The organism is Acidimicrobiales bacterium, assembly GCA_041394185.1.
Lineage (GTDB): Bacteria > Actinomycetota > Acidimicrobiia > Acidimicrobiales > Poriferisodalaceae > JAAETH01.
The window spans coordinates 600,064-624,995 of the sequence record JAWKIQ010000001.1; the positions used below are offsets into that span (position 1 = coordinate 600,064).

29 protein-coding genes are annotated in these 24,932 nt (G+C 65.6%); 11 read left to right on the forward strand and 18 right to left on the reverse strand.

Features of this window, described 5'->3' with window-relative positions:
* Window positions 1-9: 9 nt before the first annotated feature.
* The gene (locus R2770_02915) at window positions 10-705 is read left to right on the forward strand and encodes a M15 family metallopeptidase (protein ID MEZ5279398.1); all 696 of its coding nucleotides are present in this window, start codon (window positions 10-12) and stop codon (window positions 703-705) included.
* A gap of 84 nt (window positions 706-789) precedes the next feature.
* Window positions 790-1,221: a PPOX class F420-dependent oxidoreductase gene (locus R2770_02920; protein MEZ5279399.1), complete on the forward strand. Its 432-nt coding sequence runs from the start codon at window positions 790-792 to the stop codon at window positions 1,219-1,221.
* On the opposite strand, the gene R2770_02925 is transcribed toward R2770_02920, so the two are convergent.
* Both R2770_02925 and R2770_02930 read right to left on the reverse strand, forming a co-directional pair.
* A complete protein-coding gene (locus tag R2770_02925; protein MEZ5279400.1) occupies window positions 1,211-1,990 on the reverse strand; it encodes a creatininase family protein in 780 nt (259 codons plus the stop codon). The genes R2770_02920 and R2770_02925 overlap by 11 nt on opposite strands.
* Before the next feature lie 62 nt (window positions 1,991-2,052).
* Window positions 2,053-2,613, reverse strand: coding sequence for a UbiX family flavin prenyltransferase (locus R2770_02930; GenBank protein ID MEZ5279401.1), 561 nt, complete (start codon window positions 2,611-2,613; stop codon window positions 2,053-2,055).
* Window positions 2,614-2,670: 57 nt separating this feature from the next.
* Between R2770_02930 and R2770_02935 the strand changes: the two genes are divergently transcribed.
* Window positions 2,671-4,281 (forward strand): NAD(P)/FAD-dependent oxidoreductase, encoded by a 1,611-nt coding sequence (locus R2770_02935; protein ID MEZ5279402.1) that lies wholly within the window; start codon window positions 2,671-2,673, stop codon window positions 4,279-4,281.
* Between the two features lie 18 nt (window positions 4,282-4,299).
* Here R2770_02935 and R2770_02940 read toward each other — a convergent pair whose 3' ends face one another.
* The gene (locus tag R2770_02940) at window positions 4,300-5,640 is read right to left on the reverse strand and encodes a UbiD family decarboxylase (protein ID MEZ5279403.1); all 1,341 of its coding nucleotides are present in this window, start codon (window positions 5,638-5,640) and stop codon (window positions 4,300-4,302) included.
* Window positions 5,641-5,828: 188 nt separating this feature from the next.
* On the opposite strand from R2770_02940, the gene R2770_02945 reads away from it, so the two are divergent.
* Window positions 5,829-6,776, forward strand: a complete 948-nt coding sequence (locus tag R2770_02945; protein ID MEZ5279404.1) for a 2OG-Fe(II) oxygenase family protein — start codon at window positions 5,829-5,831, stop codon at window positions 6,774-6,776.
* Window positions 6,777-6,826: 50 nt separating this feature from the next.
* On the opposite strand, the gene R2770_02950 is transcribed toward R2770_02945, so the two are convergent.
* A complete protein-coding gene (locus R2770_02950) occupies window positions 6,827-7,015 on the reverse strand; it encodes a hypothetical protein (GenBank protein ID MEZ5279405.1) in 189 nt (62 codons plus the stop codon).
* Window positions 7,016-7,029: 14 nt separating this feature from the next.
* Between R2770_02950 and R2770_02955 the strand changes: the two genes are divergently transcribed.
* Genes R2770_02955 through R2770_02965 form a run of 3 tightly spaced genes read left to right on the forward strand, consistent with a single transcriptional unit; the run spans window position 7,030 to window position 9,931 of the window.
* The gene (locus R2770_02955; protein ID MEZ5279406.1) at window positions 7,030-7,461 is read left to right on the forward strand and encodes a hypothetical protein; all 432 of its coding nucleotides are present in this window, start codon (window positions 7,030-7,032) and stop codon (window positions 7,459-7,461) included.
* A complete protein-coding gene (locus R2770_02960) occupies window positions 7,458-8,699 on the forward strand; it encodes an amidohydrolase family protein (GenBank protein MEZ5279407.1) in 1,242 nt (413 codons plus the stop codon). The genes R2770_02955 and R2770_02960 overlap by 4 nt, the downstream gene beginning before the upstream one ends.
* Window positions 8,699-9,931, forward strand: a complete 1,233-nt coding sequence (locus R2770_02965) for an amidohydrolase family protein (protein ID MEZ5279408.1) — start codon at window positions 8,699-8,701, stop codon at window positions 9,929-9,931. The genes R2770_02960 and R2770_02965 overlap by 1 nt, the downstream gene beginning before the upstream one ends.
* Before the next feature lie 11 nt (window positions 9,932-9,942).
* Here the strand turns inward: R2770_02965 and R2770_02970 are convergent, their stop codons facing one another.
* The 4 genes from R2770_02970 to R2770_02985 all read right to left on the reverse strand — a co-directional run bounded on the left by R2770_02970 (window position 9,943) and on the right by R2770_02985 (window position 15,436).
* Window positions 9,943-11,340 carry a fatty acid desaturase gene (locus tag R2770_02970; protein ID MEZ5279409.1) on the reverse strand — a complete coding sequence of 466 codons (1,398 nt, stop codon included), beginning with the start codon at window positions 11,338-11,340 and terminating at the stop codon, window positions 9,943-9,945.
* A 92-nt stretch (window positions 11,341-11,432) separates the two neighbouring features.
* Window positions 11,433-13,730, reverse strand: coding sequence for a hypothetical protein (locus tag R2770_02975; protein MEZ5279410.1), 2,298 nt, complete (start codon window positions 13,728-13,730; stop codon window positions 11,433-11,435).
* 72 nt (window positions 13,731-13,802) lie between these two features.
* Entirely contained in the window at window positions 13,803-14,702 is a 900-nt protein-coding gene (locus R2770_02980) for an ABC transporter permease (protein MEZ5279411.1), read from the reverse strand.
* A complete protein-coding gene (locus R2770_02985; GenBank protein ID MEZ5279412.1) occupies window positions 14,699-15,436 on the reverse strand; it encodes an ABC transporter ATP-binding protein in 738 nt (245 codons plus the stop codon). The genes R2770_02980 and R2770_02985 overlap by 4 nt, the downstream gene beginning before the upstream one ends.
* Window positions 15,437-15,595: 159 nt before the next feature.
* Here R2770_02985 and R2770_02990 point away from each other — a divergent pair, with 159 nt between their 5' ends.
* Window positions 15,596-15,886, forward strand: coding sequence for a TIGR03792 family protein (locus R2770_02990; protein MEZ5279413.1), 291 nt, complete (start codon window positions 15,596-15,598; stop codon window positions 15,884-15,886).
* Here R2770_02990 and R2770_02995 read toward each other — a convergent pair.
* A complete protein-coding gene (locus tag R2770_02995; GenBank protein ID MEZ5279414.1) occupies window positions 15,873-16,682 on the reverse strand; it encodes an LLM class flavin-dependent oxidoreductase in 810 nt (269 codons plus the stop codon). The genes R2770_02990 and R2770_02995 overlap by 14 nt on opposite strands.
* 25 nt (window positions 16,683-16,707) lie before the next feature.
* Between R2770_02995 and R2770_03000 the strand changes: the two genes are divergently transcribed.
* The 3 genes from R2770_03000 to R2770_03010 are packed head-to-tail and all read left to right on the forward strand — an operon-like array spanning window position 16,708 to window position 19,325.
* A complete protein-coding gene (locus tag R2770_03000) occupies window positions 16,708-17,856 on the forward strand; it encodes an LLM class flavin-dependent oxidoreductase (GenBank protein MEZ5279415.1) in 1,149 nt (382 codons plus the stop codon).
* A gap of 39 nt (window positions 17,857-17,895) precedes the next feature.
* A complete protein-coding gene (locus R2770_03005; GenBank protein MEZ5279416.1) occupies window positions 17,896-18,762 on the forward strand; it encodes a DMT family transporter in 867 nt (288 codons plus the stop codon).
* Between the two features lie 26 nt (window positions 18,763-18,788).
* Entirely contained in the window at window positions 18,789-19,325 is a 537-nt protein-coding gene (locus tag R2770_03010; GenBank protein ID MEZ5279417.1) for an NAD(P)H-dependent oxidoreductase, read from the forward strand.
* Here R2770_03010 and R2770_03015 read toward each other — a convergent pair.
* From R2770_03015 to R2770_03055, 9 genes are all read right to left on the reverse strand, one after another.
* A complete protein-coding gene (locus R2770_03015) occupies window positions 19,300-19,860 on the reverse strand; it encodes an NAD(P)H-dependent oxidoreductase (GenBank protein ID MEZ5279418.1) in 561 nt (186 codons plus the stop codon). The genes R2770_03010 and R2770_03015 overlap by 26 nt on opposite strands.
* A 28-nt stretch (window positions 19,861-19,888) precedes the next feature.
* On the reverse strand, window positions 19,889-20,215 hold the full coding sequence (locus R2770_03020; protein ID MEZ5279419.1) for a cupin domain-containing protein: 327 nt from the start codon (window positions 20,213-20,215) through the stop codon (window positions 19,889-19,891).
* Window positions 20,175-20,423 (reverse strand): helix-turn-helix transcriptional regulator, encoded by a 249-nt coding sequence (locus R2770_03025; GenBank protein MEZ5279420.1) that lies wholly within the window; start codon window positions 20,421-20,423, stop codon window positions 20,175-20,177. Before R2770_03025 ends, R2770_03020 begins: the two co-directional genes overlap by 41 nt.
* A gap of 25 nt (window positions 20,424-20,448) precedes the next feature.
* Entirely contained in the window at window positions 20,449-21,180 is a 732-nt protein-coding gene (locus R2770_03030; GenBank protein MEZ5279421.1) for an SDR family oxidoreductase, read from the reverse strand.
* Window positions 21,173-22,126: an LLM class flavin-dependent oxidoreductase gene (locus tag R2770_03035; protein MEZ5279422.1), complete on the reverse strand. Its 954-nt coding sequence runs from the start codon at window positions 22,124-22,126 to the stop codon at window positions 21,173-21,175. Before R2770_03035 ends, R2770_03030 begins: the two co-directional genes overlap by 8 nt.
* Window positions 22,127-22,200: 74 nt before the next feature.
* Entirely contained in the window at window positions 22,201-23,157 is a 957-nt protein-coding gene (gene mch / locus R2770_03040) for a methenyltetrahydromethanopterin cyclohydrolase (protein MEZ5279423.1), read from the reverse strand.
* Window positions 23,158-23,211: 54 nt separating this feature from the next.
* Window positions 23,212-23,991 carry an SDR family oxidoreductase gene (locus R2770_03045; protein MEZ5279424.1) on the reverse strand — a complete coding sequence of 260 codons (780 nt, stop codon included), beginning with the start codon at window positions 23,989-23,991 and terminating at the stop codon, window positions 23,212-23,214.
* Window positions 23,988-24,680, reverse strand: a complete 693-nt coding sequence (locus tag R2770_03050) for a 2-oxo acid dehydrogenase subunit E2 (protein ID MEZ5279425.1) — start codon at window positions 24,678-24,680, stop codon at window positions 23,988-23,990. Before R2770_03050 ends, R2770_03045 begins: the two co-directional genes overlap by 4 nt.
* Before the next feature lie 5 nt (window positions 24,681-24,685).
* Window positions 24,686-24,931, reverse strand: a complete 246-nt coding sequence (locus R2770_03055) for a DUF2118 domain-containing protein (GenBank protein MEZ5279426.1) — start codon at window positions 24,929-24,931, stop codon at window positions 24,686-24,688.
* Window position 24,932: the final 1 nt, after the last annotated feature.

The window sequence follows — 24,932 nt, forward strand, 5'->3', positions numbered from 1 at the left end:
TCCGTTGACGTGAGTCCCCGTTTCGATGAGCCGACATTCACGGTGCCCGCGGTCGAGGCGTTCGGTGGTGCCGAGCCCCTCATCGCCGACCACCCCCTCCCCGCCTTGGTCGACCCTGAACCCCAGCCGGTATCGGCGCGGATCGGGGACGAGCTGGTGCTGGTGCGACATCGTCGAATCCGGCTGCTGTCCAACTACTGGCACGCGGGGTGGGCGCACGCCGTCACCGACACTTTCCTTCGGCTGGAGGTGTGCCAGCGCCTGTACTCGGTGGCCGACTCGCTCCCACCGGGCTGGGGGCTCGCAGTGTTCGATGGTTGGAGGCCCCTCGAACTGCAGCAGGAGATGTACACCGCCAGCCTGGCGATGCCCGATGTCGAACCTGGCTTTCTCGCCGACCCATCGCTAGACCCAGAGACACCGCCACCTCACCTGACCGGGGGAGCGGTAGACCTGACCCTGACGTGGGACGGTGTTCCGCTGGCCCCCGGCACCGGGTTCGACGACACGACTTCACTCGCATTCGCCGCTGCTCTGGAAGACCAGGCCGGCCCCGATCGCCACATCCGCCGAGCCCTGTTCTGGGCGATGGAGGCCCAGGGGTTTGTCATCTATCCGGGCGAGTGGTGGCACTTCGAGTACGGCACCCGCCGCTGGGCCGCCGTCAAGGGCGAGACACCCTTCTACGGCCCCATCGCCCCCTGACCCTCGGGCGCCTGGCGCGCTTCGGCAGAACCGGCGAGGGTAGGGTCGGGCGGCAAGGCGAAGAAGTGGGGAACGATGAAGCCGATGACCGACGAAGAGGTGGTCGAGTTCATGACCACCGGATCGCGCACGGGCAAGCTCGCAGTGGTGCGCAAGGACGGCAGCCCACACGTGGTGCCGATCTGGTTCGATGTCGACCCGGCCACCGGCGACCTGGTGTTCGTGATGGGCAGTGGCAGCCTGAAAGCCAGGTGCATCGCCAGAGACCCGAGGGTGTCGATCTGTGTCGACGAGATGGAGTTCCCGTTCCACTTCGCTCGCATAGACGGGGTGGCCTCGACTGCGACCTATGCCGACGATCCGGCGGCCATGAAGTACTGGGCCACCGAGACTTGCCGCCGCTTCGTCGGCGACGAGCGTGCCGAACAGTTCGGGGAACGCAACGCCGACCCCGATGAACTGCTCGTCAGGGTGAAGCCCACTCGCTACGTGGGTGCATGGGGCGTCAGCGACTGAAGTCGAAGGTGACGATCTCGCGGAGCTGATCGCACAGGAAACCGACGGCCTCGTCGAACAGGCGCGCACCCAGTTCGGCCGACGCTCCGGTCGGGTCGCCGATATGGCCTACGTCGCCGAAGTCGTTCGACAGCCAGCCGAACTGCACCGAGCCACCGAACTTGACGTGGTCGTTGGCGGCCAACCACTCGGGCACGTTGCGAACGGCCTTGCTCATGTCGACCAGGTCGGGCCGCAGGTGCATCATCACCGATGTCTCGTCCTGGCCACCATGGATTCCCATGCCGAGCTCGGTCGACTCTGCCGCGTTCGGATCTGGAGCCGAGTAGGCGGGCGGAACGAACGGATGCAGCAGGAACGTCAGCAGGCCGTGGTTCAGTCGGGCTTCGCGCAACACCACGTTGAGCTGGGTGGTGTTGCCCCCGTGCCCGTTCAAGAACACCAGGCGTTTGGCACCTGCCTTGGCCACGCACGCGGCGATGTCTCCCAACATGGCGTCCATCGTCGACTCCGAAAGCCAGATGGTGCCCTTGGACCAGGCGTGCTCGTTCGACTTCGAGTAGGGCAGGGTCGGTAGCGCCCATACGTCGAGATCGTCGCCCAGACGGGCAACGACGGCCTTGGCGGCGGCATCGGCAATGACATAGTCGACCGACAGTGGCAGGTGCGGGCCGTGCTGCTCGACCGCACCAACAGGCACCAGAACGGTTGCACCAGCGAGAACTCGCTCGGCTTCGGGGCCTGTCAGATCATCGAGGAATCCTGCCATGGCCGCAGGCTAGCTCGCCTTCCACAGTCCCAGATCCCGTCTGCGCCGTCGGTGGTGCCGGCTCAGCCCCCGTGCCAGCGCTGCAAATCGGGTACGTCGACACCCAGGTGCTCGAGCGCACGACCGACGCTGTGACTGACCAGGTCGTCGATGGTTCGGGGCTCGTTGTAGAACGCCGGAACCGGCGGGAAGATGACCGCGCCAGCCTGGGCGGCTTGGTCCATGAGCCGAAGATGCCCTCGGTGGAACGGTGTCTCGCGCACCATCAGCACCAGGCGGCGGCCCTCCTTCAGCGTGACATCGGCGGCCCGGCTGACAAGGTCGGCCGAATACGACGAGGCCACGGCCGACAGCGTCTTGATCGAGCACGGAGCAACGATCATCCCGGCGGTGCGAAACGATCCGCTGCTGATGGGCGCCGAAATGTCGCGCGAACCGTGGACATGATCGGCGAGCTCCTCGACCTGTGAGACACTCATCTGGGTCTCGACACCGATGGTGGTCTTGGCAGCCGCCGAGATGACGAGATGGGTTTCGTAGCCGGCACTGCGCAGCATCTGCAGAGCGCGGACGCCATATACCGATCCGCTGGCTCCGGTTATGGCGACCACGATTCGTTGCACCGAACCGAGGTTACGCTAGGCGGCTTCTGCCGAGACACGTGGCGAGAGAGGAACACCGTGGCCGACGCTGATGTGATCGTCGTAGGAGCCGGGCACAACGGGCTCATCTGCGCCGCGTACCTGGCCAAAGCCGGCATAGACACGCTATTGCTCGACGCCCGCTCGACGGTGGGGGGCCTCGCCTCGACCGAGGCCGATCTGGGCGCACGGTTCAACATCTGCAACTGCGACCACACGATGATCCGCGCGATGCCCATCATCGACGAGCTCGACCTGGAATCTCACGGGCTGCGCTACCTCGAGTCGGACGTGAGCTCGATCCAGCTGTTCCACGACGGTTCCGAACCCTTCATGTTCTTCCACGAGGTCGAACGGCAACTCGACGAGTTGGCAGCCGTGCACCCGCGTCAGGTCGAGGGCTATCGCCGCTATCTGGCCGATGCCACGCCGGTGATCGAACTGTCGCTCGAGATCGCCCGCACCATCCCCAGCACGCCGGCGATGGTGGCGACCGCGTTGCGTCGCAAAGCGGCGGGCGCAGCGACCCTGCTCAAGTGGTCGCGTCGGAGCCTCACCGATGTGCTGGGCGACTACTTCGACGACTGGCACCTGGTTATGCCGGCCATCAGCAGCGGCCCGACGATGTGGGGAGCATCGCCCGATGCACCGGGCACCGGATCGGCGGCCGGGCTTTATGCAACCCGCCACCTGGTCAAGAGCGGCCGACCGGTAGGGGGCTCTGGCGGGCTGACCGACTCGATCAGGTCTCGGTTCGAAGCTGCCGGTGGGCGGGTCCAGACATCGGCCCGGGTCGAGCGGCTGTTGGTGGGCTCAGACGGTGTCGAGGGTGTTGTCCTGGAAGACGGGACGGTGCTGTCGGCCAACACGGTGGTGGCCGCCTGTGACCCCCAGAGGGTGTATGTCGACTGGGTCGACGAGGTGCCGCCCGCGGCGCGAAAGGCCGTCGCTCGTTGGGCCGACGCCCCAGAGCAGCCCGGGTATCAGTCGAAGCTCGACGCCATCATTCGCCAGGTTCCTCGCTATGAGGCGTTCGACCAGCTGGCGGGCAGGGTTCCGGGCGTCGATCTTCTCGAACCGACCCTGTGGATCAACCCAAGCCCCGAGAAGCTGGCCGTGTCGCACGCGTTGCGCAAATCGGGCCGTGTGGTCGACCAGCCGACGATGCTGACGAACGTTCCATCCGTGCTCGACGACGCCATGCGCACCGCATCTGGAGATCATGTGTTGAGCCTCGAGGTGTTGTTCACGCCATACGGCGGCGACGAGCCGTGGGACCGCGACGTCGAACCAAAGCGCTGGCTGGACCTGTGGTCGCGCAACGTTCAGCCGGGCATGCTGGACAACCTCGTCGACTATCGCGTCATGACACCCGAGCGCTACGACGCCGACTTCTCGATGCACAAGGGGCACACGCCGTCTTTCTCGGCGCCACCGCTGAAGTCGCTGCTGGGCCTTCAGCGAGACCAGACCCGCTACCGGTCGCCGATCGCGGGCCTGTATCTCTCGGGCGCAGGCACTTTCCCCGGCGCCGGCGTGTTCGGCGCACCGGGCCGTAACGCAGCGCACATGGTGATCCACGACCTGAACGGCCGCATCGGCGCAGCCATCACCAAGGTGCGCAGAACGGTCAAGACCCTAGGCGCGTAACCCGGCGCCCGGTGTGAATCAGAGGTACTTCGACAGGTCGACCGGGGGGTAGTGAACCCTGGTGCCGTACTCGCGGCGCTCGCGCTTGTATGTCGCGTCTATGCCCACCTTTGTGGCCACGCCTCGTTGATCGGCAACCGGGTCCATCTCGTGCCCTTGGGCGAAGGGAACCTCGAAGACATCGTCGCGCCAATGCACCCGGTTGGTGATGGCCCACTGGATCTCGGACGGTTCGTACATGTCGACGTCACGATCGACGACCACGACGTTGCGGATGTTGATGTGGGCAGCCATGGCGGCCATGGCCAGGTTCTTCGGCGTGCCCGGGTTGTCGCGGTCGATCTGGATCAGCGCCAGGAACCCGTTGCCGTAGGGCGGTATGTGTACGTCGGCGGTGCGATCGAGGTGGCGAACGAAGCGGCGCAGCAACGGCTCGCGGGGCAACACGTTGCCGATGTAGATGTGCTCGTACCAGCCGGGGATGATGGTCTGATAGATCGGGTTGTCACGCCACGAGATGGCCGTGATCTCGAACGTGGGGCTGTTCCAAGGCTCGCCGTGGTAGCCGTGGAACTCGGCCAGCGGCCCTTCGGGTTCGCGCTGGGCCGGGTGCAGCAGACCCTCGACGACGATCTCGGCGTGGGCGGGGATCATGACGTCTACTGTTCGGCCGCGGCAGACCTCGATGCCCTTTCCGCGGATGGCGCCGGCGATGAACAGCTCGTCGACCGGGGTCTTGACACCCGCGGCGATCATCACCGCCGGGTCGAGCCCGATGGCCAACGCGATTGGAAACGCAGCGTCGGGGTCTTCGCGCGACTTCCAGAATGTGCCGACGTCGCGCCATTCGTTGACGTTGAATCCGAACCTCTTGGGCGCCAGCCGCAGCATCCGGTTGTAGCCCAGGTTGCCGCGTCCCGAAATGGGGTCCTTGGCGACGGTCACCGCCCCGGTGATGAACGCTCCACCGTCGCCCCGGCTGTGCACTGGTATCGGCAATATGGCGCTGTCGAGCTCGTCGCCGGTGACGAAGTTGTCGTGCCAGCCTGCGGTCTCGACCTCGACGGGAGCTATACCGTTCTCGGGCTCGAGCACACGCTCCATGACATCGATGACCTCGCTCGGTTGACACCCGAGTGCCAGAGCGGCGCGCCGGTTGGACGAGACACCGCCACAGAAGATCGGCCACGAGCTGCCGCCGACGTTCTCGAACAGGCCGGCGCCGGCATCTGAGCGCGCCAGCGTGGCAGCGACGTCGGCCAGCTCGTGCTCGAGCGAGACCTGCTGGCGTACACGGGCCAGCTGCCCGGCCTCTTCGAGCGCTGCTATGTAGGTCCTGAGATCGTTGACGACGGTCATGGCCCCATGATGGCCCGTCACGCGGGTGTTAGCATCAACGGCATGGCACGGTGAGTGGCCCTGCGGTGACCATCGACCCCACATCCGCCTCGGCGGACAAGGTCGCAGAAACCGGCATCGCCCGCCTCCACAACGAGCTCGCGTCGTTCCCAACGAAGGCGCGTACACAACCTTGTAACGGAGGAGCCATGAGCGCACCAATTTCCCCACCGATCCTCGACATCGGCCCCCTGCTGGACGACTTCGACAGCCAGGCGGCCGGCGACCTGATAGGTCGGATCCGAGACGCCTGCACCCACACCGGATTCTTCGTGGTTGTGGGGCATCGCCTCGACACCGAGATGGCCGAGCTGTTCACGATGGCCAGACGGTTCTTCGACCAGCCGCAGGAGTTCAAGGAGAGCACACCCCGGGTCGAGCGATACGGGTTCGTTCCGCACTCGTCGACGGCCATCGACACCAGCCGCAAGAGCGACAACACCGAGTATCTGGACATGGGCCTTGCCGGCGAGGTCGCCCTGCCCGCGCTCGACGGCCTCGAGACTGCGGTGCGCAACTATCAGCAGTCGGCGCTGAAGGCCGGGGCCGTGTTGCTGAGGGCGCTGGCCGCATCGCTCGAGATCGAGCTCGACTTCTTCGCGCAGCGGATGAGCGACCCCCAGTGCCGTCTTCGGTTCCTGCACTATCCGCCTGTCGAGGCCGACGAACACGGCGACCTGCCGGTGCCCACCGGCGCGCACACCGACTATGGCCTCATCACCATGCTGGCCACAGATGGTGTGCCCGGGCTCGAGGTCAAGCCGCTGGGTGGCGAATGGACACCTGTCGAGGCGCCTGCCGGAAGCCTGGTGATAAACCTCGGCGACATGCTGGCTCGCTGGACAAACGACATCTACAAGTCGACACCGCACCGAGTCGTCGGGCCGGCCGAAGGCGATCGCATCTCGATCCCGTTCTTCGTCAACCCCAACCGCGACACCATCGTCGACTGCATCGCTACCTGCGTCACCGCCGACAACCCTTGCCACTATGAGCCCGTCACGGCCACCGAGTTCTTGGCCCAGCGCATCGACAGCTCGGCCGAACCCTACGTCGACCCCACCGAGGGCCCGAAGCGGCAGGTCGTCAAGCGGTGACTCGGGTGTTGTCGGTGATCCACCGGCGAGAATGGTCAGATTCGCGCCTGCTAGACCACATCGAAGCGGCCGGGTTCGAGGTCGAATTCGTGTGTGCTCGCGAAGGAGACGAGCTGCCCGATCCCGACGCATTCGCCGCAGTGATGGTCGGTGGGGGCGACGTCAGCATCTGGCGGGCCCCCGAGCATCCGTGGATGGCCGACGAGATAGCGCTGGCAAGGCGGTGCGTCGAGCGCCACGTGCCATACCTGGTGTGTGCCTGGGGCCCAGATACTGGCCGCTGCCTTCGGTTCGTCGACGCGAGCGGCCAGATGGGGCTTGTGAGTTCGGCTACTACCCGCTCGATGTTGCCCCGGCCGGGGCCGAGCTGTTCGACGGCGTAGAGGCCGTCTACCAGGCCCACTCGGAGGGCATCGACCTCCTGCCCGCAGATGCCGTGCTGCTGGCACGCACCGAACTGTTCGAGGCCCAGGCGTTCTCGATCGGCAGCACGGCCCTGGGGGTTCAGTTCCACCCAGATGCCAGGGGCCGCGACATCGCACGCTGGTGGTCCGACAACCGCCACCTGGACGGGCGGCCGCACGCTCACGACCTCGAGCGGCAACTGGCAGACGCCGAACGTTTCGAGGAATCGATGAGCACCATGTCGAAGAACCTGGTCGACAAGTGGCTGGTTCAGCGGTGAGCTGGCTGACGAACTGTCGGACCTCCGACGGGCGCCTGCTCGACATCGAGGTGGTGGACGGGGCGATGGCCCAGGTCGTCGATCACGACCCTGCAGCTGTGCGCCCCGGTGACGATCTGGGCAGCTGGTTGGTGTTGCCCGCCATGGGCGAGCCTCACGCCCATCTCGACAAGGCGCTGACCGCCGAGCGGGTGCCAAACCCCACCGGCGATCTGCCAGGAGCGGTCAGGGCGTGGGCCGACGCCGCGGCCACCGGCATGTTCACCCCCGAGAACTGTGTCGAGCGGGCAACCGATGCGCTCGATCGTCTGGTCGCCCGCGGCACCACGGCAGTGCGCACGCACATCAACGTGACACCGGAGGTGGGCGCGGTCAACGTCGAGGCGATGCTCGAGGTCAAGAGACGCTTCGAGGGGGTCATCGATCTGCAAATCGTTGCCCTGACAGGTGGGCCCATGGTCGGGCCGGAGGGAGCAGGCGCCCGCGCGGCGCTCGAACGCGCCATCGAACTGGGCGTCGATGTGGTGGGAGGCTGCCCACACCTGAACGATGATGCGGCCGCGCACGTGCGCTATGCGTTCGACATGGCAGCCGAGGCCGGGCTCGACATCGACCTGCACACCGATGAGACCCTGAATCCCAGTGTGCTGACCGTTCTGGACGTGGCCAGCCGCGTCATCGAGACGGGCTTCGCCGGACGGGTAGCAGCGAGCCACTGCGTCAGCCTGGCCATGCTGGACGCTGCTCGCCAGGCCGAGGTGGCCCAAGTGGTGGCCCGCTCGGGCATCGCCGTGATCGCATTGCCTCAGACCAACCTGTATCTGCAGGGTCGCGACCAGCCCACTGCCACGCCCCGGGGGTTGACAGCCGTCGCCGCTCTGCGCCGCGCCGGGTGCCTGGTAGCCGCCGGTGCCGACAACGTTCAAGACCCCTACAACCTGGTTGGCCGTTCCGACCCGCTCGAGACCGCCGCCTTGATGGTGATGGCCGGCCATGTGTTGCCCGACATCGCCTACGACATGGTGTCCAACGATGTGCGCCAGGCGCTGGGCCTAGACCGCGTCGAGTTCCGCCCGGGCGACCCGGCCGACCTGATGGTGGTCGACGCCGCGTCGGTCAGGGCTGCCATCGCCGATGCGCCTATGAATCGCATCGTCTACCGACAGGGCCGCGAGGTGGCGCGCACATCCTGTCGATCAATGATCCACCCACTAACAACCCCCTCGGAGAATCCCTGATGACCCCGGCTCGCGATCTGACCATCACCAACGCAAGGCTGTCGGACGGTCGCCTGGTCGACATCACGACCGCCAACGGCACCATCACCAGTGTCGCCGACGCTGGTTCGTCGACCGGTGGTGCAACTGTGGACGTAGGTGGCTGGCTGGTGTTGCCGGCAATGGCCGAGCCTCACGCCCACCTCGACAAGGCCCTGACCGCCGAGGAGGTGCCCAACCCCAAGGGCGATCTGATGGGCGCAATCGGCGCCTGGAAGGAGGCTGCAGCCAAGGGGCTGTTCGGCCACGAGAACATCGTCGAGCGCGCCGCAGCGGCCATGGAGTTGCTGCTGGTACATGGCGTCACGGCCGTTCGCACGCACGTCAACGTCTTGAGCTCGAACAAGACCGCGGCCCTTCGGGCGGTTCAGGAAGCAGCGGCCCGCTTCGACGGGCTGCTCGATGTTCAGACGGTGGCGCTAATCGACACACCGGCCACCGGCCCCGAGGGCGCCGAGGTGCGCAAGGCGTTGGCGATGGCCATCGAAGAGGGCGTCGACTTCGTCGGCGGTTGCCCGCATCTGGACCCCAACGGAACCGGGTTGATCGCCATGGTGATCGAGGCCGCCACCGAAGCCGGCATCGGCATCGATCTGCACACCGACGAGATGCTCGACCCCAGCGTGTTGTTCTTGCGTGATTATGCACAGCAGGTGATCGACACCGGCTTCGACGGTCTGGTCGCAGCCAGCCACTGCGTCACCCTGGGCATGCAGCCCCCCGCCGTGCAGGCCGAGGTGTCCAGGCTGGTTGCCGAGGCCAACATCGCTGTGTTCCCGCTGCCACAAACCAACCTGTTCCTGCAGGGGCGAGACCATCCGACCGCCACACCACGGGGCCTCACCGCAGTCAGAGCGCTGCGCGAAGCCGGGGCACTGGTTGGCGCAGGTGCCGACAACGTCCAGGATCCGTTCAACCTGGTCGGCCGTTCCGATCCGCTGGAGACAGCGGCGCTGATGGTCATGGCGGGCCATCAGCTTCCCGACGACGCCTACGACATGGTGTCGAACAACGTGCGCAGGGCCATCGGCCTGGCGCCGGTTTCGATAGCCCCCGGATCACCCGCCGATCTGGTTGCCATCGATGCTCCTTCGATTCGTGGCGCCATCGCCGATGCACCGATGTCTCGCAAGGTGTTCAAGGCCGGGCGCCTGGTGGCCGAATCGCTTCAGACCTCCACCGTCCACCGCTGATCACCCTCTGGTCAGCCGGTGGGGCGCACGCGGATGCGGTCTCGGCGGATCTGGACATCGTGCACGGCGATGGGCTTGGTCACGGGTCGCGACACGGGCTCGCCGGTGCGGGCGTCGAAGCGGCCGTTGTGTTTGGGGCATTCGATCTGGCCGTCGATGAGCAGACCTGTGCAAAGGTCGACCCTGCCATGGGTACACGTGGCGTCGGCGGCACAAACCTCTGGCACACCCGAGCCGTCGTCGAGCCGGTAGAGCATGACCTTGCGCTCGTCCAACACCACACCGCTCAGGCGGCCCGGCACCAGCTCGTCGACCGGCCCGATGTCGTACCAGCCGTCTTCGGCTTTGGTCGGTGTCCAGATCGTCGAGTCGATGCGGGCCGAGGCGCGTCTGGCCGGTGGCAGCTCGATGTCGAGTTCCCAGCTCGGATCGATGCGCTGGTGCTTCATCGCCCGGAAGATCTCGCGGTAGGCCGCGATGGTGCTGGTCTTGGGAGGGGCCAGCTGGTCTGCGATCTCGCGGTGCAACGCAGGCAGGTTGCGGTATGGCACAGCCGGGAAGATGTGGTGCTCGACGTGATAGTTCATGTTCAGGTACAGGAACCTGAACACCGGGTTCATGTAGACCGTGCGGCTATTGAGCCGGTGGTCGAGGACGTCCTCGCGCATTCCGGCGTGCTGGGTGAGGCCGAAGAACGACATCAGCCACGCCCCTGTGGCCGAGGGAACACCCACGTACAGCACGGGCAGCGGCGTCCACAAAACCACCGATGCGACAACCGCCGCGGCCAGAATGGCAACGAACACCCGCGACTCCCACACCACCCGCTTGTGTAGGTGGGCCGGCACGGTGGCCAGCACGGCATCGTCCAGCTGGCCTCTGGCGTGGCGCAGCAGGCGCCCACCCATCTCGGGGATCACCCAGTGCCCAGACAACCCAACCAGGGTGAACCACGGGTTGGGCGGACGCTTGAACGCGATCTCGGCATCGCGGCCCACGATGATGGTGTCGTTGTGGTGGCGATAGTGCGACCATCGCCAAACCGTTGGTCCGCGGAGCAGCATGAACGAAGCCACGTAGTACACGGCGTCGTTGGCCGAGCGTGTTCGGAACGCGGTGCCGTGACTGCACTCGTGCCAGCGAGAATCGGCGGCGCCGCCATAGAGCGCGCTGTAGGCAAGGAACGCTGGGATCGTCCACCACGACCACCAAGAGATCCATATGAGCCATGCGAACATCACCAGCAGGCCCAGCCACAGCGCCTGGTCGAGTGACCCGCGAAGGTTGGTACGCACGGCGAGTTGTCGCAGCGTGTCGTCGTCTATTTCGGGTCTGAACCATTCGGCGTCGGCCAGGCCCATTTGTTCGGCCCGCTTGGTTTCGGGGCCGGCAAGTCCGTAATCGCGCATCGCAGTACAGCAGAGGGTTCGGGAGAAAACCAGGATGGGGCCGGCGCCGAAGCGCCGGCCCCATCTTTCAGGCGTTCAGTTCAACGAACGGATCAGCCACCGAAATCGGCGGGGAAGCCGATGTTGGGGTCGATGAATTCGTTGGTGAACAGGTCGGCGGCGGTGAGGCCTTCTGGGAGGTCGACGCCGGCGAGTGCTTGGGCGTCGATGGTCTCTTGGATGCGGGCTTCGTCCATGTTGGCGACGATGCCGTCGGGGCCGTTGCCGACCAGGCCGAGGGCGATCTGCTGTCCGACGGACCACTCGGCGAGTTCGGCGGGGTAGACCCAGCCGGCGTCGTTGCTGGCCACGGCGTCGACGATGATCGCGTTGGCTCGGGCGGGATCGGTGGCGAAGTTGATCACCGACTGCTGGACGACGGGGATGAACAGCTCGAGGCAGGGCCTGAGTTCTTCGAGGTCGTCTGGCTTGACCGACAGGGTCTGTGAGTAGCCGGTCCAGCCTGCGTCGTGCAGGAGCTGGAAGGCGACGTCACGGCCGAACTGTTCGAAGTTGTTCAGGTACGACCATGGTTCGGCCGAGGCGAAGCCCTGCTGGGCGATGTCGCCTTCGGCGATGAACCGGGCTGGTGTGCCGTCATAGGACGGATCGAGCTGGTCCTGGCTCCAGATGCCTGCGGCGACGAAGTACTCGGGGAAGCCGTCGAGACCGAACAGGTTGATGGCCATGCCGGCCTCGCCCACGTCCTCGAGGGTCTGCACATCCGGGTAGGTCTGCGGATCCCACATGACCATCTGCGGGTTCTTCTCCAGCGGAGCAGCAACCGCGATCAGCGGGGTGTCGTCGAAGGCCGTCGTGGACGACTCGATGTTGGCGTAGCCGATGTGGATCGAGTCATCGGTGTACATGTTCACCCGTGGCGGGTTGAAACCGATGGCCGGGCCACCAGCACGCACCTCGATGTCGATGCCCAACGGCTGACCACCCAGCTGGCCAGGGCCACGAACGATCAGATTCTCGGTGTCGAGCTCATAGCCATCACCGATCATCTCGTACAAAGCACCATGCTCAGCCTCAGGATGCCAGTCGGTCTGAATCACCAAAGGCGACGGACACACACCAGAAAGGTCGTAGTCCATGGCCATGTCGTCGGAGTCGCCTCCGGCGGCTGCATCATCGCCACCACCGAAGCCGGCGGGGAAGCCGATGTTGGGGTCGATGAATTCGTTGGTGAACAGGTCGGCGGCGGTGAGGCCTTCTGGGAGGTCGACGCCGGCGAGTGCTTGGGCGTCGATGGTCTCTTGGATGCGGGCTTCGTCCATGTTGGCGACGATGCCGTCGGGGCCGTTGCCGACCAGGCCGAGGGCGATCTGCTGTCCGACGGACCACTCGGCGAGTTCGGCGGGGTAGACCCAGCCGGCGTCGTTGCTGGCCACGGCGTCGACGATGATCGCGTTGGCTCGGGCGGGATCGGTGGCGAAGTTGATCACCGACTGCTGGACGACGGGGATGAACAGCTCGAGGCAGGGCCTGAGTTCTTCGAGGTCGTCTGGCTTGACCGACAGGGTCTGTGAGTAGCCGGTCCAGCCTGCGTCGTGCAGGAGCTGGAAGGCGACGTCACGGCCGAACTGTTCGAAGTTGTTCAGGTACGACCATGGTTCGGCCGAGGCGAAGCCCTGCTGGGCGATGTCGCCTTCGGCGATGAACCGGGCTGGTGTGCCGTCATAGGACGGATCGAGCTGGTCCTGGCTCCAGATGCCTGCGGCGACGAAGTACTCGGGGAAGCCGTCGAGACCGAACAGGTTGATGGCCATGCCGGCCTCGCCCACGTCCTCGAGGGTCTGCACATCCGGGTAGGTCTGTGGGTCCCACATGACCATCTGCGGGTTCTTCTCCAGCGGAGAAGCGACCGCGATCAGCGGGGTGTCGTCGAAGGCCGTCGTGGACGACTCGATGTTGGCGTAGCCGATGTGGATCGAGTCATCGGTGTACATGTTCACCCGTGGCGGGTTGAAACCGATGGCCGGGCCACCAGCACGCACCTCGATGTCGATGCCCAACGGCTGACCACCCAGCTGGCCAGGGCCACGAACGATCAGATTCTCGGTGTCGAGCTCATAGCCATCACCGATCATCTCGTACAAAGCACCATGCTCAGCCTCAGGATGCCAGTCGGTCTGAATCACCAAAGGCGACGGACATACACCAGACAAATCGGTTGCGATGTCGGTGGCCGGTGCCGTGTTATCCGAGGAGCCGCCTTCGGCGGTGGTCTCGGTGGTGCCTCCGCCGTCGGCGGAGTCGGAATCGTCGGAATCTCCGCATGCTGCAGCGAGCATGCCGAAGATCGCTAGCAAGGCCAGGATTCTCAGCCAGGCTTTCTTTCTCAATGTCCCTCCCTGGGTTGTAGCGGCCCGCCGCTGGGGCGAACCGACATCTTTGTTACGGCCCGGGCCTGGGGTTCAGGCCCGCGCGCCGCTCGATTCGTGCCACTTGCCGATGGCCGCGTTCTGGATCCACCCGAACACCAGGAACACGGTGACGCCCAGCGCCGACGACATGATGACGGCGGCCAGGAGCATCTCTCCGTCGAGCTGGCTGGCGTACTGCTTGAGGCGCTGCCCGATGCCTACCTCGCCTCGGCCAAAGAAGAAGTCACCGACGATTGCGCCAATGACCGACAGGCCCGCCGAGATTCGCAGGCCAGCGAAGATGGCGGGCATGGCCGACGGGAACATCAGCTTGCGAAGACGGGTGGCGCGGTTGGCGCCGTGCAACGTGAACAGGTCGTGGACACCTTTTTCGGGGCTGTGCAGACCGAACAGCGTGTTCACGATGATCGGGAACAGCGAGATGATCACACACACGACGATTCGCGATGTGGTGCCCGTGCCCCACCAGAACGAGATGAGGGGCACGATGGCCAGGATCGGAATGGCCTGTAGGGTCACCATGAACGGGAACAAACCCCGCTCGATGATCTTGGCCTGGCTCATGATGGTGGCCAGCAGCATGCCGAGAACGATCGAGATGACCAGCCCGATGAGAGCGACCTTGGTGCTGGACCAAAGGGCTTGGAGGATCTCAGAGAAGTTGTCCCACTCGAGGAAGCCCACCGCAATGACCTTGTGGGGCGGCTTGAGGAGGAAGCGCCTGCTCTCGTCGAGCATGACGTAGGAGACGAAATACCAAAAGCCCAGCGCTGCGGCGCCGACCACCAGCGGAGGCAGGACGGTTTCGGCGAGCTCGCGCTGGCGAGACTTGACCCGGTAGGCCTGGGGCGGAGGAGCGTCGTGAAGGCCCATGTGAGCCTCGCTGACCTCGGTGAGAATCTCGGCGGATTCTTCGTCGATGGCTGTCATGAGTGTCCTCCTCGCAGTGCGTGGGAGATCTCGCCGCTGAGCTTGGCGAACTCGGGATCGAATCTGACTTCTGGTGACCGTGGGTATTCGAAGGGGATGTCGTACTCGGCGATGAGGCGGCCGGGCCTGGCGGACATGACCAGCACCTTGGTCGACATGAACACCGCCTCGGCGATGGAGTGGGTGATGAACAGGCCTGCGAACCCCTCGCGCTGGAACAGCTGCTGGGTCTCGTCGTTGAGCTTCTCGCGGGTGATCTCGTCGACCGCGCCGAAAGGCTCGTCGAACAAGAACACTGGGGGTTTGAGCGTGAGGGTGCGGGCCAACGAAGCACGCATCTTCATGCCACCAGACAGCGACTTGGGGTAGTGGTTCTCGAAACCGCTGAGACCGACCAGGTCGATGGCGTCTTGGGCCAGCTTTGACCGCTCGGCCTTGGGGATGTCGTGCAGTTCGCCGAACAGTTCGACGTTGCGCTTGACAGTGCGCCACTGCAGCAGGGTTGCATCCTGGAACACATAACCGATGCGGGCGCGGTCGACGCTGACATCGCCAGAAGTCTGCTTGAGCAGACCCGAAGCGATCTTCAGCAGGGTCGACTTGCCGCAACCCGACGGGCCCACGACGGTGACGAACTCGCCCCTGTCGACGGAGAAGCTGACGTCTTTGAGAGCTTCGGTGCCGTCGGGAAAGACCATCCCGATGTTGTGGAATGACAGTGCCGGGCTCGACATGGGTTGCTAGTACCAATCGTGAGACGGTTGTGGGAAGCCGTTCGGGCAGGCGAGCCACACCTTAGTACGAATGCCATCGCGAAAACATTTTCGTCTTACTTAACGCTCTCTGATGCCAATCTGACGTCTGGGTCGCCCGCGGAGGCTATTTTGGCGCAAATGGTCGTCGAGTTTCTGACATTCGTGGTGGACCCCGCCGAGCGGGCCCAGTGGCTGACGGCGGAGGAGTCCAACTGGAGCCGGTTCCTCGAGCAGCAGGACGGCTTCGTCCGCAAGCAGATGTGGGTTGACGAGGCAGATCCCTTCCGGGTGCACGCCGTCATCTGGTGGGAGACGATGGAGCAGTGGAAGGCCATTCCTCAGGCGGCGCTGGACGAGGTGGTCCGCAATATGGGTGCATACGAGAAGGTGCCCCACGAGACCGTGTACCAGGTGATCAGGGACTGCTGATCTGGGCCAGAACCTGGGCGGCGCGGCGCACCAGCTCGACCGGGTCGTGGTCGCCGGCGTTGAGGTCGACGAGGTTTATGCCAACCGAGCTGGGCCTGATGCGAGATGCCTCGGCCTCCAGCACGGGGCCGACCTGATCCCATGTCGAGCAGTGATCCAGCTCGACGTCGGCCGCGCTCTGGTATAACGCCAGCCCGACGTCGGGGTTGACCGAGCGTGCGTTCTTGGCGATCGAGTCGTGTTGCTGGGGGCTGCACCCGCTGACGAACACGCCGTCGCCGTGGCGGGCGGCAGTGCGCACTATCTGGGGCCCCCGTCCTCCGACCCACAGGCCTACGCGGCGCGGCGGTGCCGCGTGCGGCGGCGGGCCGTAGTGCTGGGTGGCCTGCCCGTCGAACACCGATCGGGCCGTCAACAGGGCGTCCTTGATCACACCGACCGGGCGCTGCACCTCTATGCCGAAGGGATCCAGCGAAAGCCCGCCGCCCAGGCCGATTCCCAGGCGAAAGCGTCCGCCGCTGAGTTCGTCGATGGTCATGGCGGTCGACGCCAACGCCCCCGGGTGGCGCAGCAGGGGCGAGGTGATTCCGGTGGCCAGCGTGATGGACGACGTCTCGGCAGCTGCGGCCGCCAATATGGCCATGGGCTCGCGGCTGACCCCCTCGTCGGCCAGCCAGATCTCGTCGAGCCCGCACTGCTCGGCCGCGATGACGGCCTCGACCATGCGCATTGCCGGAGCCGACGGGAACAGCCAGACCCCCTTGCGAACCGATGTCGTGGCGGGTGATTCGGCCATGAGCTGGTGAGCCTACAGTTGGGCCATGCGCGTAGGAGTCTTCTTGTTCGGCGGCGTCGAGATGGACGAGGTGGGCGCGGGCCCGCCCGACCCGATGTCTCGCCGGTTCACCAACGAACAGATCTGGCGGGGGACCGAGCAGATCGTCGACATGGCGGTGTTGAGCGACAGGCTCGGCTACGACTCGTACTGGTTGACCGAGCACCACTTCCAATACGAGGGCTACGAGATCGTGCCCAACGGCATCCTGCTCGGGGCGATCATGGCCGAACGCACCGACAACATCCGCATCGGCATGGCGTTCAACATCGTGCCCCAGTGGCACCCGCTGAAGCTGGCCGAGGACTTCGCAACGCTGCACAACATCTCGGGCGGTCGGGCGATCCTGGGCGTGGGGCGCGGCACCGTGCCGCGCGAGGCCGAGAACCTGGGCACCAAGATCGGCAGCTTCGACAACCCCGACATGGCCGCCGCCGACGAGGTCAACCGCAAGCAGTTCGAGGAGGCCATGGAGGTCATCCAGCTGGCGCTTCAGAACGAGACCTTCAAATTCCATGGCGACGTCTATCACTTCCCGGCGCCGGGCATCCCAGACCGCGGCGGCTTCGTCGAGACCCTGACCCTGGTGCCACGCCCGCTGTACCCATACGAGACGTGGCAGGCCATCACCTCACCTCCCACCCTCGAACAGGTTCCGAAGTGGGGATGGGGCGGGGTGTTCTGGAACAACCATCACTCGTTCGTCAAGCAACGCTGGGAGCGATTCGCCGAGATCTATTCGCAGCACCACAACCAGGCGCTCGGCCGTGGTGAGAAGCGCATGCTGACCCTCAGCATCCACATCGGCGACACCCACGAGCAGGCGATCGAGGGCATGCGCGCCGGGCACGACGAGTTCTGGAAGTTCCTGGGGCCCTACGGCTGGAGCAAGGGCTACATGGGTGCCGATGGCCGGCCGGCCGCACCAGGCCTGATCCCCAGCCTCGAGGAATCGATGGAACAAAAGACCTGCATCGTGGGCACCGCAGACGAGGTCGCAGAACAGATCAAGTGGTACGACGAACAGCTGGGGTTGGAGAACCTGATGATCTTCCCGGCCATGCCGGGCGACGCCTACAGCAAGGTCGAAGAGCAGCTTCACCGGTTCGCCGAGAACGTCATGCCCCAGCTGTGAGCCGGCCCCCGACCAACTGAAACAAGCGGCGACGATCTCGTGGACTCGGCCATAGCGGCGGCCATAGCGGCCGGGTTCTTCTGGGCTGCCAACATCATCGTGGTGCGGTGGGCTCTGCCTCGCACGGGTGCTCCGGCCCTGGTGGGCGCGGCGGTGGGGGTTTCGGTCGCCTCGCTGGTCGCCACAGCGGTGGCGCTGGCCTCGGCTCAGGCCCTGCCGAGCGCCGACGACGTGTGGCGCTTCGCGTTGGTCGGCGCCATCGCCCCCGGCAGCTCGCAGGGACTGTTCGTCGCCTCGATCGGTTCGATAGGCCCGTCGCGCACGTCGGTTCTGGTGGGTACGTCACCGGTCTTCTCGGTGCTGCTGGCCATGGCCTTCCTGGACGAAGACTGGCGCCTGGCCATCATCGTGGGCACCGCCTTGACGGTGGTTGGCAGCGCTCTGATCAGCTGGGAACCGACCTCGGGGGTCAGGCGTGTGGGCGTGGCCCTGGCGCTTTTGACCGCCTTCAGCTTCGGTGTGCGCGACGTTGTCGCCCGCCACTTCAACAGCGACAGCGACGTGTCGTCGTGGTGGGCCGGCGCAGTGGTTCTGGGCGCCGCGGGCTTGGTTCTGGTGACCATGGCGGTTGCCACGCAGCGAGGCGGAACCGCCAGGGCCTTCAAGGCCGCCACGCCCGAATTCTTGGCCTCGGGACTGCTGATCGGCATGGCGCTGCCGGTGTTGCTGATCGCTCTCGACAGGGGCCAGGTGGGAATCGTGGCGCCTCTTTCGCTGGCTTCGCAGAACATCTCGGTGGTGGCGATGGGCGCTGTGGTGTTCGGCGCACAGGAACGAACCCCCAGGGTGCTGGCCGCACTGACATTGGTGCTGGCCGGAGCCTTCGTGGTGTCGTCGGCAGGGTGAGCGGGGCTGGGCTAGCGTCGAGGGCCGTGGACACACTGGTCGTGCAGGTACACCCGCTCGAAGACAGCTTCAACGCAGCGGTTCTGGATGCCGTGATCAGGGGTTTGCACCGGGCCCGAGTTCAGCACCGGGTTGTACGCCTGTACGACGACCCGCAGCCCTCGCTGTCGGGTGTCAGCGAACTGATCGTCGTGTATCCCACATGGTGGGGCGGGCAGCCGGCGCGCCTGCTCGCTTGGCTGCAGCAGACGCTGGGGCCCTACGTCGACGGCCCCAAGGTGGGCAAGGCGTCGCCGCTGTCGGGGGTGCGGCACCTCGCTGTCGTCACAACCCACGGGTCGTCCAAGCTCATGAACCTGGCCCAGGGCGAACCTGGGTTGCAGACCTTGAAGCGGGTGGTTCTGCCCCTGTGCGCCCCGGGCGCACAGTTCGAGTGGCTGTCGTTGTACAAGATCGACCGCACCACCGAGAGCCAGAGGCGCGAGTTCCTCGAAGAGGTCGAAGCTCGGTTTGCCACACCTCACAGCGAGGCCGGTGTCACCAGCGCGACAGCGCCTTCCTGACAGCTTCTGGGTCGGGGGCATCTGCAGGCACCGCCACCCAGGTTCGCCTGGCCAGGCGATGGCAGCTGAGCCGGATGTTCCACAGCAGGGTGCGCTTGCCCGAGTTGCGAGCCTTCAGCGATGCCAGCCTGCCGTGGTTGGTGGCCGTGACCGCTCCGAGACGCCTGATGTTGGTCATGCCGGGCCGGACGCGTTCTCGTTCGTCGAACACGAACGCGACCCCGGGCACCAGAACCCGCTCGAGCCAGCTCTTCAGCACTGCCGGGATGGTGTGCATGGTCGTCGGATAACAAAACAGCAGCCCGTCGGCGGCCTTCAGCGCAGCCGCGTCCTCGACGGTCTCGGGCGACATCAGCGGCTGATCGCCGTGGTATTCGCGGCGCTCGTCGGCCGACATGAACACCTCGAAGGGCCCACCAACCAGCACCCGCCGCGTCACCTGATGACCTTGCGATTGCAGCGCCTCGACGGCTGCGTCGGCCAGTATCGCTTGGGGCGACTCGGGGTCGAAGGCGTCGAGTACCAGGACTTTCACCGCAGCGTCCTCATCTCAGGGGGAGTGCTCATGCCGGGGGAGTCATCATGCAGATGATCTCCAGGGCTTCTTCGCCTATCGAGTCGACGGCGTCGAGGCGGTTGCTTGCGAAGTGAATCGAGTCGCCCGAACGCAACACGTACGGCTCGTGGTTGCGCAGATGAACCCGAGCGACGCCGGCCAGCACGTGAATCCACTCTTCGCGGGCGCGCTCGATGCGTACGGCTTCGTAGTGCTCGCCAACCTCGAGCCGCCGATGGAACGGCATCATCTGCCAGTTCGCAAAGTTCGTCAGCAGCTCGACCTTGGGGCCATCAGCGCCCAATGTCGCCTTGGGGCGATCGTCGGAACGCACCACCGGGTTGCGATCGTCGGAACTGAGCAGCTCGTACAGCGGTATCCGCAGCCTCGGCGATGCGCCCAAGCGAGGCCAGCGACGGCGACACCTGATCGTTCTCGACCTGAGACAAGAACCCAGTGCTCAACTCGGTGAGCTCGGCGACCTCGCGAAGGCTCATCTGCAGCTCGTTACGCCTGAGCCTGACCTCTCGTCCTACCTGCACGAACGTCGATCCTATTCGAGGTCGGTCACGAGGCAGACCAAGGGTCGACCGGAGGTTCTATGAACAACGGGGCGAAGTCGATGGAGCGGTCGGTTCCGACCAGATCGGCGATCAACTCGCCAACCCCAGGCGCTCTCATCATGGCGGCCCTGACCGCATCGGGCGCCTTGCCCTCCCAGATCTCGGTGTCGGTTTGGGCCGGGCAGATCGTCAACACCCGTATGCCGCTGGGCCTGCCCTCGACACGCAACACCTCGCCGAACGCGTTGAGGCCACCCTTGGACGCTGCGTAGGCCGCGTTCTCGGGAAACCCGCGGACCGCAGCGATGCTGCTGATCAACACCACCTGGCCCGCGCTGGCCTGGAGGTGCGGCCAGGCGGCTCGGGTCAACTGCACGGTCGCCTTGAGGTTCACCTCGACGACCGAACGCCAGAAGTCTGGGTCGGTGTCGGCGATGGAACGCTTCTCGAACACACCGGCGGCGTTGACCACCACGTCGAGCCGGTCGAAGCGGTCGACGACCTCGGCGATGAGTTCGCCCGGTGCGTCCCATCGCGCGAGGTCGCACGCCACGGCGGTTGTAAGCGGCCCGGCCTGCGCAGCGACCGCTTCGAGGCGTTCGAGGCTTCGCCCGGCCACCACCACCCGGGCACCGCGTGCGGCCAAGGCCATGGCGGTGGCTGCGCCTATGCCCGAGCTGCCACCCGTCACCAAAACGACCTGGCCGGCGAAGGGTGATCGGTTCGGTTCACTCATCGGTGGCGCCCCTGACGATGCTCATGACCTCGGAGAGCAGGGCGGTGTTCGACTCGATGCCTGGCGAGATGATGTTCAGCATGAACCCGTCGAGCCGGTGGGTGTCGATCAGTCGACCGAGCTGGGCACGGCACGACTGGGGGTCGCCGGCGATCTGATATGCCGACACCATCTCGTCGGTCACCAAGGGTGCAACCCCGGCCGGACCTCCAGACTGGAACGCTGCCCGCATCGCCTCGATGGTAGGCCCGTCGATGCCCAGGTTTGCCAGCATCCGGGGTGGGCTGTCGAGGATGGCGTACGCATACAGCCCCTTGGCCTCCTCGATCATCTCCGGTGTGAACGCCAGCCGGTCGAGGTAGATGGCAGCGACCTCACGGTCGCGGCCGGCAGCCCAGACCAGCTCTGTGGCCGGGCCCAGGTCTGACTTGGCCATCAGCACAACACCGTCGGCCTTGGCCCCGGCCAACTCGAGCAGACGCTCGCCCCTGGCCGCGACCCAGATCGGTATGTCGTGGGGGCCGGTGCCGAGGCTCGCCCCTTGGAGGTGGTGGACATGGCCCTGCCACGTCACCTCGTGCCCGGTCCACAGTCGACGGCAGATCTCGATGGTGTCGTCGACGGCTCCCAGCGGAGACTTGCGGTCGATTCCCATCGGGTGCAACACCATGGTGCCGCCGGCCACGAGGGTCAGGAACGCTCGGCCCCCGCTCAGCTGATCGATGGTGGCAATCGCCGCTGCGGTTGCGGCCGGGTGGCGGGTGTACGGATTGGTGACCGCGCCGAGGCGAATGGTGCTGGTGGCCTTGGCCGCGGCCCCCAACGTGGCATACACGTCGTGCATCAGGCCCTCGTCGGCCACCATCGCATACCCGTATCCAAGCGACTCGGCCACCACGATGGTGTCGATCAACTCGTCGACGGGCATCGTCGGGACTATCTGCATGCCGACGATGGTTCGACTGTGCCTGCGCCCCGACATCGGCTGGCCCATCCCCGTTCGGCCCGATCCTGCCGAGCCTAGAAGAACGACGCCCGCAGGACGTCGTGGTTGATAGATCCGGCACTGAACGTGTTGCCGGACACCAGGTTGTTGAGGTGCACCTCGGCCGGCGAGTGCAACTCGATCGGTATCTCGTAGAAGTCGCGGCCGGCGTCTTCGTATATGTCGATGAACGGCCGACCGTAGGCCTCGCAGGCAGACGAGATCACCCGAGGGGCGAGTTCGGCGCACAGCTCGTCGGTGGTGTCGACAGCGATGTTGGCGATGCCGCCGTACAGGAGGCTGTCGTTGATGCGCCCCATCGAGATCAGGTCGTCGTCGATCAGTGGCGGCACCACGCCGAAGCCGTACGCATACCTGAGGCAGCGCAGGTCCATTCCCTCCTCGGCCAGGCGGTGCAGCGTCTGCTCGACGATGCGGGCAGCCACCTGTACGGCGCAGACCAGGCTGCGGTTGGGGGCGAACAGGATGTACAGGTCGCTGGGGTCGACTCGGCACGAGCTGGCGATCAGATCTGCCATGTCGGTGCCGATCGGCTCGGAGGTCTGGATGGCAACCACCGCCTCGTGGTGGTCGTCGCGATAGTCGGTCCACTCGAAATAGTGGTCGAGCGAATCCTTGTTGAGGGCCCGTCCGGGCCCGGCCAGGATGGCGGCGTGTTCCTTGCCCGGCTCTTCGAGCCGCCAGCCGGCGATCTGGGAGGCCACGCACGCCTCGATGGGGTGATCGATCATCACCCTGACCGCGGTCAGCATGCGCCCGTCGACCTCGAATGGTTCGTACGACACCTCGCCGAGACCGCCCAGTGTCACCAGGGTGTAGAGGCTGGCGGCGCGCCAGCCGGCCTTGGCGTTGAGCCCCATGTCGACGACCGTGGCCCCGTTGGGCAACGCTTCGACGAGCACGCCGAGCGAGTCGGCGTCGTCGAGAATCTGTCGGACGACCTTCATCGCCTCGCGGTTGATGCTGATCAACGATGTGCCTTTCGGTTTCTGGATTCCGGCTTCACGAGCTGGGCTGATCGAGTGCTAGGCCGGTCCGGCCTCGCGACCTCCCAGCCCGGCGTCGACGGCCATCACCGAGCCATTCATGTAGCTCGCCTCGGGTGACGCAGCGAACACGATCGCCGCCGCCAGCTCGTCTGGACGGCCGAAGCGACCGCCGGGTATGTATCGCTGGATCTCGGCCTGCAGGTTCGTGTCTGGCATGCCGGCCAGCAATGCCTCGGTGGCGATCAGACCCGGTGCCACCGCGTTGACGCGTATGCCGTGCGGGGCGAGGTCGACGGCCATGGCCCGCGTGAGTCCCTCGATGGCCCCCTTGGAAGATATGTACGCGGTGCGGCTCGGAACCGCCAGCCTGGCCAGGATCGAGCTGACCAGAACGATCGCTCCGCCCTCGCCGCGTTCGACCATTGCCGCCGCGACCCTCTGGCTCAGCTGATAAGGCCCTCTGACGTTGGCCCGCCAGACCGCTTCGAAGTCGTCGAGCGAAACGTCCAGGAACGAGGTTCGTTCCATCATCGCGGCGTTGTTGACCAGCACCGATATGGGTCCGAGCCGCTCGGTGACCTCGTCGACCAACCGGTCGACATCGGCCGAGTCGCCCATGTCGGCCTGGAAGATCTCGGCGACTCCACCGGCGTTGTCGATCTGGGCCTTCACGACCCGCGCACCGGCGAGATCGGCTCGATAGTTGACCGCCACGCGAGCGCCCTCGGCCGCAAACGCCTCGGCGCAAGCCGCGCCGATTCCTCGTGAGGCTCCGGTCACCACGACCGTCTGGTCGACGAATCTGTTGGCTGTCATGAATCCCCCTGTGGCACTGGTTGTCGCAGCTCTGAAGCCCGAGCGAGCGTCGCATCGAGGTCGGCCAACAATCGGGCGGCCGTGGCGCCATCTATGAACCTGTGGTCGAACGTGAGCCCGAACCAACAGAATGGCTTGACTACGGGCTTCGCGTCGTCGTCTGGCACGAAACGATCGACAATGCGTCCCACCAGCAAGATCGCTCCCTGAGGTGGTGGGGGAATGGCGAATCCGCCGTCGACGCCGAACATGCCCAGGTTCGAGACGGTGAAAGTGCCACCTTCGATGTCTTCGAAGGTGAGCGAACCGCTGCGCGCCTTGTGGGCAGCGGCAGCCGCGGCCGCATCGAGCTGTTCAAATTCGAGCTGGTCGGCTCCGTGGACGACCGGCACCACCAGACCGTCTTCCACCGACACCGCCATACCCAGGTTCACCCGGTCGTTCACCACAACGGCCCGATCCTCGAGCCGCCCGTTGAGCATCGGGTGGCGGCCGAGGCACGAGGCGACGGCGGCCAACACGTAGGTGTTGATCGACGGCTTGGGTTGAGCACTGGCGCGGTCGGCCAGCACGGCGGACATGTCGATGTCGCGCGTCACCTGGCTCAGCGCCGCGGTGTGAACCGCACTCGACATGGTCTTGACCATGGTCCGCTGCAGCCGTGTGAGCTTGTGCGAGACCTCGGCCACTGCGATCAGTCCCGGGTCTCGATGATGGCCAACACGCCGCCGACGTCGACGATCTCTTCCTCCTCGGCGACCAGTTCGACGACGGTGCCGTCGCACGGGGAGACCAGCTCGTTCTCGACCTTCTCGGTCTCGACATCGGCGATCACCTGGCCTTCGGTGACCTCGTCGCCCACAGAGACGTGCCAGGCGACGACCGATCCGTCCTCCATGGTGAGGCCCCACTTGGGCAATATGACTTCTTGACGGGCCATG